Origin of the sequence: Bradyrhizobium jicamae (genome assembly GCF_018130215.1) — a bacterium.
GTDB classification, from domain to species: domain Bacteria; phylum Pseudomonadota; class Alphaproteobacteria; order Rhizobiales; family Xanthobacteraceae; genus Bradyrhizobium; species Bradyrhizobium jicamae_A.
In genome coordinates this window covers 16,256-28,011 of the sequence record NZ_JAFCKQ010000054.1, presented here as the reverse complement: position 1 = coordinate 28,011, position 11,756 = coordinate 16,256, and the positions used below count along the sequence as shown (strand labels likewise).

Sequence of the window (11,756 nt, the reverse complement as noted above, 5' to 3'; positions counted from 1 at the left end):
CATAAGAAGGCAGCAAGCGCGTTTTCTGGAGACAGGATCAAGCCGTCCGAACTCGCGCTCTACCAATTCGGCAGAAGCGCCTGTCCGCACCCGATGTTTTTCGCCGGATAATTCCGCTACCAGCAGGTGTATCCGCCGTCGACCAGGAGAATGGATTCCGTCACATCGAGCATCTTGAGAAGCCCTGCCGACGTCCCCAGCACGACCTTGATTTCGATATTCGGATGCTGCTCCGAGAGCCAGCCCAAGGTGGTGGGCATCAAGGCGACCAACGCCGTCGAGATCGCACCGACGCGCAATCGGCCCCTCGGCCGTCCGGCCTGAGCCAGATGCCGCAAGTCATCCAGTTGAGCGACGATCTACCGTGCGGCCGCGAGCACGGCTTGCCCGGCATCGGTCAGTGCGATGCCTTGCCCTCGCCTCACGACCAGTCCCGATGGTGGGGCCCTATGCTGCCTCCGGCTGAATCCGGAGGCGTTCGATCCAAAGGCCGTTTCTCGCTTCTGGTCTTCCCTGCCCGCGTGGGACCTTCAGATTGGCGACGGGGCCTGGTTTGGCGAGTCGGCCGCCGTTTTGCGGCTCGCATGGCGGATCAGGAGGGGTCGCGTATCCGCCGGTGCGAAAGCAATGACAATGCAGCCGCAGCAAATGCCATCGCGGCCGCAAACTGAAAGGTCTTCTGGAAGCCCACCAGGAAGCCATAGTCGCCGCTCAAGATTTCGAACACGAGAAAGACGACCGATGCGGCGGTTACCGTGCCGAAGGTTCGCGTCAGCAAGACGAGGCTGCCGGCCACACCACGATCCTTGAGAGGAAGTGCTGCTGTGACGATGTCGGCATAAGCCGTCTGAAAGAAGCCGAGCCCGGCGCCCTGTATCACGAGCCCCGTGATCCGGAGAAACGTCGGTGTTTGCTCTGTCCACGCGCTCAGGAGCAACAGACCGAGACCATTGGTCACCGCGCCGCTGATCGCCAGCGACTTGGTCGAAATACGGCGTTCTGCAAGCCGGCCGGCGATCGGCGCGGACAGGGCAGCGCCCGCCGCCGCCATAGCTAGGATAGCGCCGCTTTCCGTCAAACTATAGAACGGCACCCGCGCGAGAAAGTAGGGCACCAGCAGCCACACCGAAAAGGCCGCGAAGTTGATGAGCACGCTTAGGAGATTTAGCAGTGCGAAACCCGGCCGGGTAAGAATATCAAACGCGATAATCGGCCGTGCCGCGCGCTTTTCGCGATAGATGAATGCGGCAAAGGAGAGCGCGGACAGTAATCCCAGCCAAATAGCAGAGAGTTCTCGTACGCGATTGATGCCGAACAGCATCGTGACCAGCCCCAGGCCCAGTGCGACACCGCCCACGGCATCAAATCGGTCGGTGGCCTGCCGCCGCAGCGATGCAGGCACGCCCCGCAGGAAAAGCAGGCTTGCAACGGCAATCGGAACGCGAAACCAGAAGACTGAAGGCCAATCCCAGGCCGCCGTCAGGGCGCCGCCAAGCAAAGGACCAAGCATCCAGCCAAGAGACAGCATCATGGTGTAAATGCCGAGCGCATGACTGCGTCGATCTTCGCCGTAAAGCGACGTTAGGAGCGCGACTCCACAGCTCAGAACCAGCGCAGCGCCAATGCCCTGCAGGCCACGAAAGAACAGCATCGCGCCGAAGCTTGGCGACCATCCGACCAGCAGCAGTGCAACGGTGCTCCAGACCAGGCCGGCACGAAACACGACCGCATGACCAACCGTGTCGCTAATGCGGCCGAACGCCAGCAGCAGGCTGGCGTAGGTCAGCACATAGCAAATCACGACCCACTGGATTTCCCCAATCGAAAGCGCGAATCCTCGCGATATGGCCGGAAACGCGATGTTTACGGAGGTGTCCAGTTGAGCCGTCGCCATGCCGAGGCCAATCATGGCGACTTGCCAGGGCCTGGCGGAGAGCAGGCTCGGTAACGCGTCGAGCGGATCGTTTTCCGGGGTCGAAGGCACGCTCAAATCTAAATGGTTTGGTCTCACTCTCGCAATCATCATTCACGCCTAGGCGTCGAGCCAGATTGCTGAAACGAAAACGCCTCCCGCACGAGGGTGCTCTTGCGTCCCAAGAGCACCGGAGACGTTGCGGATCTTGGTCGCGCCGCAGTCGGGCTCCGGCTCGAGCAGTTCCCTGAAGTCGACGAATTTGCCTTCGCCCCTCCACGCGCCTCTACGTCGCGCTCACCAGTACGCGCTGCGACGCCTCCCATCGCGCCATGACGCTCGCCACCCTCGCTCGCATCGTGCAGGAACAGTGCCGGAAAAAGCCCCCGCATGCTGGGCGGGTCCTCTTATCCTTCAGAGGACTCGCCCTCTCCCGCCTCCAGACGAAGCGACGTAGGTCTGCGCGCACTGCTTAAGAAGCAAGAACGTCCCCGGCGTCATCGTAAATCCGAGTTTGTAGCGGCCCATGACCGACTCGTCGGCACCGACGAGTTGCTGGGCGCACGACGAGAAGAATTTGGCGACAGCGTCCTCTACGATCTCGGGATCGTCGCCCGAAAGAAGCACGATCCAGTCGGCGGCGCCTGCGCGTCGGCCTGCCAGATCTCCAGCATGCGGTCCGGGATCACGTCGCCGTCGGAGACCTTGCCCGCGAAACGATTGTTAGCTTCACTTGAGGAATGGTGTGCACGCACTAGAAAGTCTTTCGGAACGAGCTCGGCGTGTCCCCTACCTGGCTTGCAAAGAACTTCGAAAAATAGGCAGCATCCCGGAAGCCGAGGTCCGATGCAATGTCTGCAACGGAGGCTGATGTGTATGCCAGATTGCGCTTCGCTTCCAATATAAGGCGATCATGCAGGATCGACTGGCTGGAAATCCCGAACTGCCCGCGGCAAATCCGCCCGAGATGCGTCACGCTGACGCCTAGTCGGAAAGCGTAGAAGGAAAGAGGGCGGTGCTTACGATAGTTGCTTTCCACCAATTCGACAAAGCGCCGTCCCATCGCAACACCTGAGTGAGCTGGCTCAGACAGGGATTTTTGTCGCCGTCCTGCGGCGCGAATGACAAACAGAGCTAGTAGACCGACCTGGCAGAGCAGCGCCTGTACCCGCCCCTCCTGACGGCCCCGGTATTCGTCGTCGATTGCTTCAAAGAGCTTCAGCGCCATCACTGCCGCAGTTCGTTCAGTTGAATATTGCAGGAACAGTGATCGATCGAGTCGACCCAACAACCCCGTGTGCGGTGGAAGATTGTTATCGAGGCTGACAGTTGGGACTGTGATTACATACCCATCGGACTCCGCTTCCCACTCAAAGCCGTGCACCGACATCGGCGCGTTCATGATTAATGCTGGCGCCTTTAGCGCGCGTCGATAGGTATCGCTCGTGACAACAACCGATCCCTTCGCGATCCAGAAGAACTGATGAAGGCCTCGATGACGGTGCGGTTGAATGGTCCAGTTGTGCAGGCGACTGCGTTCGGAGACTCTTTCGCAGTGCAAGCAATCGGGAAACGCGCTCCCTGATGGCTCACCATAGAGGACGTAGCTCGGAATCTGGGAACCGGCCACAAAGCACCTGCTCGCTCATACCATGTTCGATTTCTACAATCGTCGGCGCGATAATTCCATTGTTATCGAAACAACGCGTGATATGCTTTCATGACAAAACCAAGAACGTTGGGAGGAAACCAGCGGGACGGTTTGCGCGGTTGCGCTTTTGCGTCGCGGTACGGTTTCCCAATTTCGATAACTCCTCGACGCGGTTGCTCGCGCAGCCGCGAAAAGTTCTGTGCGCGAACGGCTGACAAGGAGATCAGAACGAGCCTGCCAGAGATTCTTCAATTAAGGGGAGGAAGACAATGAGCAGCATATCCATTGAGGCAGCGCATCAAAAAAGCCAATCAAAGATCGCAGCAGCCAGCGGATGGATCGGCTCGGCTCTCGAATATTATGACTTCTTCATCTACGCGACCGCCGCTTCGCTCGTCTTCCCTCAGCTCTTCTTTCCCTCCGACAACCCCTCCACGGCAATCGTTGCGTCTCTTGCTACGTATGGAGTGGGATACGTTGCCCGGCCGATCGGCGCCTTTGTGCTCGGGCACTGGGGCGACACGCATGGCCGAAAGAACGTGCTTCTGGTCTGCATGTTCCTGATGGGCATTTCCACGATGGGAGTTGGCCTGCTCCCAACGTTCGACCAGGTCGGCGTCCTCGCCCCCATGTTTCTCGTCATACTGCGGCTGATACAGGGCTTCGCTGTAGCGGGCGAGATATCCGGCGCCAGCTCAATGGTTCTCGAGCACGCTCCGTTCGGTAAGCGGGGTTTCTTCGCAAGCTTCACGCTGCAGGGAGTACAGGCCGGACAAATTCTTGCAGCCGCCGTGTTCCTGCCAATCGCGACCTACATGCCGAAGGACGCCTTTATGAGTTGGGGCTGGCGAATCCCCTTCTTGCTCAGCGTCTTCGTTGTCATTGCGGGCTACTTTATTCGGCGTGAAGTGGAGGAGACGCCGACATTTACTCAGGAAGGCGCGGCCGGCACGATTCCACAGGCACCCATCATTCAAGCCTTCAAGACCAGCTGGGATGACATGCTGCGGGTCGTCTGCATGGCGCTCATGAACGTGATTCCCGTCGTCGCGACTATCTTCGGCGCTGCCTATGCCGTGCAGCCCGCCTACGGGATCGGCTTTAAGCCGGATGTCTACCTCTGGATTCCGGTGCTCGGCAATGTGGTCGCCGTCTTTATCATTCCCATCGTCGGCACCCTCTCCGACAAGATCGGGCGCAGGCCGCCCATCATCTTTGGTGCACTGGTCTCTGGCTTGCTCTCCTTTGCTTATCTCTACGCCATCAGCATCAAGGACATCCCGTTCGCTATCATTCTTTCGATTCTCATGTGGGGGATCGTCTATCAGGGTTACAACGCCGTCTTTCCAAGCTTCTATCCGGAGCTGTTTCAGGCACGGTCGCGCGTATCTGCAATGGCTATCTCGCAAAATACGGGCACGACGATCACGGCATTGCTGCCCGCCCTTTTCGCCACCGCCGCTCCTCCCGGTTCGGCAAACGTACCGTTCACCGTGGGGGCCATAGCGCTCGCAATTACGGTGATCGCCGCAGTGGCTGCGATGTCCGCACGTGAGACATACCGGGTTCCAGTCGGTGATCTCGGCAATCGAGATGCCATTCCCATGCCGAAGGCAGAATATGACCGTCTGCGGGCCGCCTCGATTGGCGGCGCGGCGCCAATCTAGGAGGAGTCAAAGAGAGACCATCAGTAGCTTAACCGAAGGCAAGTCGAGATGTGTCGGCGCCGGTTTCGCCGGTATGGCGGACGCCAGCACGGGCAATCCGCGCAAATAGCGTGAGGATCTTATGACGCCGGAATCTGAATTTCATCAGCGCGACCGGGACATTCATCCGCCTGCCTACACGCCGGTCTATAAGACAAGCGTGCTTCGATCACCGCGAATACCCCTTTGGTCGTTGCAAAATTCACTGTCGGAGGTCACCGGTCCGACATTCACGCGGGAGGAGTTGGGCCCGCTCGACAATGATCTCATCCTTAACTACGCGAAGGACGGCAAGCCGATCGGCGAACAGACGATTGTGCATGGTCATGTCCTTGACGGCAACGGCCGTCCCGTCCGCAACACCCTTGTAGAGGTCTGGCAAGCCAATGCCGGGGGACGTTATCGCCACCGCAACGACACTTACATCGCGCCGATCGACCCGAACTTCGGCGGCTGCGGACGGATGCTCACGGACGACAACGGTTACTACTTCTTTCGTACCGTCAAGCCCGGCGCCTACCCGTTCCGAAATCGCGTGAACAGCTGGCGACCGGCCCATATCCATTTCTCCGTATTCGGGTCCGGGTTTGCGCAACGTCTGATCACCCAGATGTACTTCGAGGGCGACCCGCTGATCCCTCACGATTCGATCATCGCGACGATTCCCGACAAGTCGGCCGCGGATCGGCTCACCGCCAGGCTCGACCTCAATGGCTCGCTGCCGCTCGAATGCCTTGCCTACCGCTTCGATATCGTCTTGCGCGGCAGTCGCCAGACCTTGTTCGAGAACAAGCTGCACGGGAACTGATCCAATGCCGGCGCCGACACCCTTCGTTCTCCCCTACTATCCGGAAACACCATCGCAGACGGCCGGGCCTTACGTGCATATCGGGCTGATCCCGAACCAGGCTGGCTTTGATATCTTCAAGAACAATTTTGGCGGCGACATTGCGGGTCCTGGCGTGGCCGGCGAGCGCATCGTGATCGAAGGACGGGTCTACGACGGTGCGGGACACGTGACAAAGGACGTCCTGGTCGAAACCTGGCAGGCCAATGCGGCGGGCCGCTACAACCATCCGGGCGATCGACAGGACAAGCCGCTGGACGACGCATTTCGCGGCTGGGCCCGTACGGGGACCGATTTCGAGAGCGGCCTTTATCGCATCAGCACCATCAAGCCCGGACTGGTCGCCGGCCGACGGGGCCGCAAGGAGATGGCGCCGCACGTCAACTTCTGGATCGCCTCACGGGGAATCAACATCGGTCTCGCAACACGAATGTATTTCGGCGACGAGACGACCGCGAACGAGCAGGATCCCGTGCTCAACATCATCGAGCAACCCGAACGCCGCAAGACCCTGATCGCGCCACGATCCCAGCGCGACGGCGCAACCATCTACACGTTCGATATTTATCTTCAGGGCGAGCGCGAGACCGTGTTCTTCGATGTCTGAGCAGTGGTGAGCTGGAGGAAAACATGCTGGCAACCAACGACGAAATCCTCAAATCCGTCAAGCGCGGCAAGCCACTATCAAGTTGCCCGGTGATTGGGACCTGGTCGCTGCAATCTTACGTGCGCGAACGACTGTCCGACGGACAAAAGCACAATCAATTCGGCGACGCCCCGATCGGCTATATCGGTTATGCTCCCGACGGCCGGATGTACGCGATCTTCACCCGCAACGACCGCGTCACACCGCGCGACGTGGTGCCGACCGACGAGGAAGGCGTCGAATTAATCGGTAGCATGGTGGCTTATGCCGGCACCTTTTCACTGGGCGACAATGTCGTCGTGCACCACATCGACACGTCATGGAACCAGGCATGGACCGGGACCGACCAGATCCGGCACTTTGTCCTGGAAGGCGACACACTCACGATCACGACAGCTCCATACCGGAGCTATCTCGACGGAACGTTGGGACGATCAATTCTTGTCTGGACCAGGGTCGGTTAATCCGTCCTGCCAGGGACACAAGAGGTCACCGAGCCATGTCCTTTACGAGAGCGTCCTTTGCTACCACGCGCGTTCGATTCCTGTGAGGGAGGTCGCGATGATGTCGAATGGTCATCCCTTTGAAACGGACCTTGATCGCAACGGCGCCAACTACGTTCCGCTGACTCCGGTGAGCTTCCTCACCCGGGCCGCCAGCGCCTTCGCGGAGAAAGTGGCCGTCATCGATGGCGCGCGTCGCTATACCTACCGACAGCTCTTGGACCGCTGCACGAGGCTCGCCTCAGCGCTGGCCAAGCTCGGAGTGGGTCGCCTCGACACGGTCGCCATAATCGCCTCCAACATACCCGAGATGATCGAAGCCCATTTCGCCGTTCCGATGCTGGGCGCCGTCCTCAATCCGTTGAACACCCGGCTCGATGCGGCCAACATCGCCTTCTCTCTGAAACATGGCTCCGCCAAGGTACTGATCGTCGATGGCGATTACGGAAAGGTCGTTCGCGACGCCCTTTCGCAGGTCGAGCGTGACATCATCGTGGTGGACATTGCCGTCCCAGAAGAGCCTGCATCGGCAATCGGCAAATATGGCTACGAGGAGATGCTTGCGGCCGCCGATCCCGCATTCACCTGGACAGGGATCACCGACGAGTGGCAGTCGCTCGCCTTGTTGTACACGTCGGGCACAACAGGCGATCCCAAAGGCGTCGTTTACAGTCATCGCGGCGCGTATCTCTCTGCGCTAGGCAATGGCCTGTGCTTTGGCCTTGGGTTCGACAGCATCTATCTCTGGACGCTGCCGATGTTCCACTGCTGCGGCTGGTCATATCCGTGGGCGGTGGTGGCGGTCGGCGGCACGCAGGTCTGTCTTCGCAAGGTCGAGCCGCCCCTCATTTTCCGCCTTATAGCCGAACATCGGGTCACCCATTTGTGCGGAGCGCCGATCGTCCTCAACATGCTGAGCCATGCGCCCGCTGAACAACGCGTTCGCTTCGATCACGTGGTGTCGGTGGCGACAGGCGGCGCGGCGCCGCCGTCCGCCGTTTTCCGTTCGATGGAGGCGCTCGGCTTCCGCGTCGTTCATTTGTACGGCGCGACTGAAACCTACGGTCCCGCGACATCGTGCGTCTTTCAGGCGGAATGGAATGAACTGCCCGACGATCAGCGCTTTGCCAGGATGGCGCGGCAGGGCGTTGCCTATCCGATGGTCGACGACGTCCAGGTGGCCGATCCGAAGACCATGGCGAGCGTGCCGCGGGATGGCGAGACCGTCGGCGAGATCATGGTACGCAGCAATACCGTGATGAAGGGATATCTCAAAAACAAGGCTGCCACCGCAAAGACGCTGGTGGACGGCTGGTGCCTGTCGGGCGATCTTGCGGTTTGGCACGCCGATGGTGCGATCGAAATCAAAGACCGTTCGAAGGATATCATCATTTCGGGCGGCGAAAACATCTCCAGTCTCGAGGTCGAGGAAGTGCTAACCCAGCATCCGGCCGTGATGCTGGCCGCCGTCGTAGCGCGGCCTGATGCGAAATGGGGCGAGACGCCCTGCGCCTTTGTCGAGCTTAAGCCGGGCGCGTCCAAGCCCGATGATGCCGAAGTGTTCGCTTTCTGCAAGAGCCGGCTCGCGCGCTTCAAGGTTCCCAAGACGCTGGTGTTCGGACCGTTGCCCAAGACGTCGACGGGCAAAATCCAGAAATTCCTGCTCCGCGAGCAAGTCAAATCTCTCGAGAAGACTCAATCATAACGAACAACCGCAGGTCCGAGACGATGATCGACGGCAAAACAACACTTATCGCGCATATCGGCTATCCGACGGAATCGTTCAAGGCGCCGATGATCTACAATCCCTTTTTCGAGAGGCGCGGGATCAACACCGTTGTCGTGCCCATGGGCTGCAAGGGTGAGAACTACGCCGAATTCCTGAAGCTGGTCTTCAGGCTCAGCAACATTCGTGGCGCGCTGATCACCATGCCGCACAAGATCACCACCCTTGGGCTTGTCGACGACACTTCGGTGTCGGCCAAGATCGCCGGTGCCTGCAATGCAGTTCGCCTCGACGATGGAGGCAAATTGCTCGGCGACATGTTCGACGGCGAAGGGTTTGTGCGCGGCGTCCTGAAGAAGGGCCGGCAACTGTCCGGGGTGAAGGTGCTCGTTTCCGGCTGCGGCGGTGTCGGATCTGCCATCGCCGCGTCCCTCGCCAAGGCCGGTGTCGCCAAGCTCGGCCTGAACGACGCCTTCCCGAAATCCATGAATGAGCTGGCGCAGCGCCTAAAGTCTCACTATCCAAAGCTCGAGGTGGCCACCGGTTCCGCCGATCCGGCCGGATATAATGTCGTCGTCAATGCAACACCGCTTGGCATGAAAAAGGACGATCCCCTGCCCTTCGACGTCGATCGCATCGCGCCTTCCACGTTCGTCGGCGAAGTCGTGATGAAGGAAGAGATCACGCCGCTGCTGGCGGCAGCACGGTCGAAGGGCTGCGATTATCAAGTCGGGACCGACATGCTGTTCGAGCAGATTCCCGCCTATCTCGAGTTCTTCGGCTTTGGCACGACCACGTCGGACGAGCTGCGCGAGGTCGCACAGATCCATTATTAACCCGGAATGCCAGAGCGGTAAGATGATACGTTCGATTGCAACGGTTTCGATTGGCGGCGCGCTCGACGAGAAGCTGCGCACCATTGCCGCGGCCGGTTTTCGGGCCGTGGAGATCTTCGAGAACGACTTCACCTGCTATGACGGATCGGCGCGCGAGGTCGCCAGCATGTGCAGCGACCTCGGCCTCAAGATCTGTGCTCTTCAGCCCTTTCGCGACTTTGAAGGGATGCCGGGGAACCTGCGCACTCAGGCCTTTCGGAGGATCGAGAAGAAATTCGATTTGATGCAGGAGTTGGGTACCGACCTTCTCCTTGTTTGCAGCAACGTCTCGCACGCGTCGCTCGGCGGGATCGACAGGGCAGCTGATGACTTTCGCGAATTGGGCGAACGAGCCAGCGCGAGAAACCTGAGAGTCGGATTCGAGGCTTTGGCCTGGGGCCGCCACGTCAATGACTATCGAGATGCCTGGGAAATTGTACGAAGGGCGGACCACCGATCGATCGGCATTATCCTCGACAGTTTCCATACGCTCGCTCCATCATTTCCCGTCGCTGCAATACGGGCCATTCCCGGCAATCGGATTTTCCTTGTGCAACTTGCCGATGCGCCACAACTCGACCTCGATGTCCTCTCCTGGAGCCGGCACTTTCGCTGTTTCCCGGGTCAGGGAAGTCTCGCGATCCGGGAATTCATGCAGGCGGTCGACGCGACTGGCTATAAGGGGCCGCTCTCTCTGGAGATCTTCAACGACCAATTCCGTGCCCAGTCGACCAAGGATTTCGCGGTCGACGGGATGCGATCCCTCGTTCTGCTGGACGACGACGAAACCAGAGCGCAAGTCGCCCCCGCCCTGCGGACCCGATCCGTGGTTACCGAGGTGGTCTTTATCGAGTTTGCCATCGAGCCATCACACGCGGCCGCGCTGGCGACACTCTTCGGTGAGCTCGGGTTCAGGCTGACCGGCCGGCATCGTTCAAAAGCGGTTGAGCGATGGTCGCAAGGGTCAGTCAACCTCCTCATCAACAGTTCTCCCGACAGCTTCGCTAAGTCACACACTGTGACTCATGGGTCCGGTGTCTGCGCCATTGGTCTCGAGATCGCCGACGTCCCGACCATGATGAACCGCGCTGAGGCCATCCAGGCTGCCGCTTTTCGTCAACCAGTCGGCCCGGGCGAATTGACCATACCGGCGATCCGCGGTGTGGGTGGAAGCCTCCTGTATTTCCTTGCGCCGGGCTCCTCGAACTGGAATATCGACTTCCTGCCGATCGAAAGCAATTCCGATACAGGCATGCTGCGCCGCGTTGATCATATCTCTCAATCCATGCGGTTCGAGGAGATGCTGTCCTGGGAGCAATTCTACACAGCCCTCTTCGAGGTCGATCGGTCTCCCCAGCTCGAGATCGCCGATCCCTTGGGGCTCGTAAAAAGCCAGGTCCTGCAAAGCAAAGATGGGTCCCTTCGTCTGGTCCTCAACGCATCGACCGCAAGCCAGACCATGTCGTCCCGGTTTCTTTCAGAGTTCTTCGGCGCTGGTGTCCAGCATATCGCCTTCACGTGTGATGACATCTTCAAGGCCACTTCGGCTATGCGTGCCGCCGGCGCGACCTTTCTGAAGATCCCGGACAACTACTATGACGACATCGACAGCCGATTTGACCTTGACCCGGCCCTACTGAAGTCGATGAAGGAAAACGCAATCCTCTATGACCGAGATGACGTAGGCGACTTTTTTCAGATCTACACCCACGCGTTTGAGGACCGATTCTTCTTCGAGATCGTGCAGCGGCGCGGATACAAGGGCTTCGGCGCGCCGAACGCTGGTATCCGGCTCGCTGCCCAGACGCGGGAAGCAAAGCCACGTTCCATGCCGCGACTGAGCTAGAGATCAGACCCCGAACGCGCCGACGGTGGTAACTGGCGCCACCG

The 11,756-nt window shown here is 59.6% G+C and carries 10 protein-coding genes; 7 read left to right on the top strand and 3 right to left on the bottom strand.

Annotation, left to right across the window (positions count from 1 at the left end):
- Positions 1-116: 116 nt before the first annotated feature.
- From JQ586_RS41240 to JQ586_RS41375, 3 genes are all read right to left on the bottom strand, one after another.
- Complete coding sequence (locus JQ586_RS41240) at positions 117-338, bottom strand: LysR substrate-binding domain-containing protein (protein WP_283815513.1); 222 nt, start codon at positions 336-338, stop codon at positions 117-119.
- A 254-nt stretch (positions 339-592) separates the two neighbouring features.
- Positions 593-1,984 (bottom strand): MFS transporter, encoded by a 1,392-nt coding sequence (locus JQ586_RS34585; RefSeq protein WP_212399111.1) that lies wholly within the window; start codon positions 1,982-1,984, stop codon positions 593-595.
- A gap of 682 nt (positions 1,985-2,666) precedes the next feature.
- Positions 2,667-3,542 (bottom strand): helix-turn-helix domain-containing protein, encoded by an 876-nt coding sequence (locus JQ586_RS41375; protein WP_212399110.1) that lies wholly within the window; start codon positions 3,540-3,542, stop codon positions 2,667-2,669.
- Positions 3,543-3,832: 290 nt separating this feature from the next.
- On the opposite strand from JQ586_RS41375, the gene JQ586_RS34575 reads away from it, so the two are divergent.
- The 7 genes from JQ586_RS34575 to JQ586_RS34545 all read left to right on the top strand — a co-directional run bounded on the left by JQ586_RS34575 (position 3,833) and on the right by JQ586_RS34545 (position 11,712).
- Positions 3,833-5,230, top strand: a complete 1,398-nt coding sequence (locus tag JQ586_RS34575; RefSeq protein WP_212399109.1) for an MFS transporter — start codon at positions 3,833-3,835, stop codon at positions 5,228-5,230.
- 121 nt (positions 5,231-5,351) lie between these two features.
- Complete coding sequence (gene pcaH, locus JQ586_RS34570; protein WP_212399108.1) at positions 5,352-6,077, top strand: protocatechuate 3,4-dioxygenase subunit beta; 726 nt, start codon at positions 5,352-5,354, stop codon at positions 6,075-6,077.
- Positions 6,078-6,081: 4 nt separating this feature from the next.
- Positions 6,082-6,723 carry a protocatechuate 3,4-dioxygenase subunit alpha gene (gene pcaG / locus JQ586_RS34565; RefSeq protein ID WP_212399107.1) on the top strand — a complete coding sequence of 214 codons (642 nt, stop codon included), beginning with the start codon at positions 6,082-6,084 and terminating at the stop codon, positions 6,721-6,723.
- Positions 6,724-6,746: 23 nt separating this feature from the next.
- The gene (locus JQ586_RS34560) at positions 6,747-7,226 is read left to right on the top strand and encodes a lipocalin-like domain-containing protein (protein WP_212399106.1); all 480 of its coding nucleotides are present in this window, start codon (positions 6,747-6,749) and stop codon (positions 7,224-7,226) included.
- A gap of 100 nt (positions 7,227-7,326) precedes the next feature.
- Entirely contained in the window at positions 7,327-8,970 is a 1,644-nt protein-coding gene (locus tag JQ586_RS34555) for a long-chain-fatty-acid--CoA ligase (protein ID WP_212399140.1), read from the top strand.
- 23 nt (positions 8,971-8,993) lie between these two features.
- Positions 8,994-9,827 (top strand): shikimate dehydrogenase, encoded by an 834-nt coding sequence (locus tag JQ586_RS34550; protein ID WP_212399105.1) that lies wholly within the window; start codon positions 8,994-8,996, stop codon positions 9,825-9,827.
- Positions 9,828-9,849: 22 nt separating this feature from the next.
- Positions 9,850-11,712 (top strand): bifunctional sugar phosphate isomerase/epimerase/4-hydroxyphenylpyruvate dioxygenase family protein, encoded by a 1,863-nt coding sequence (locus JQ586_RS34545; RefSeq protein WP_212399104.1) that lies wholly within the window; start codon positions 9,850-9,852, stop codon positions 11,710-11,712.
- Positions 11,713-11,756: the final 44 nt, after the last annotated feature.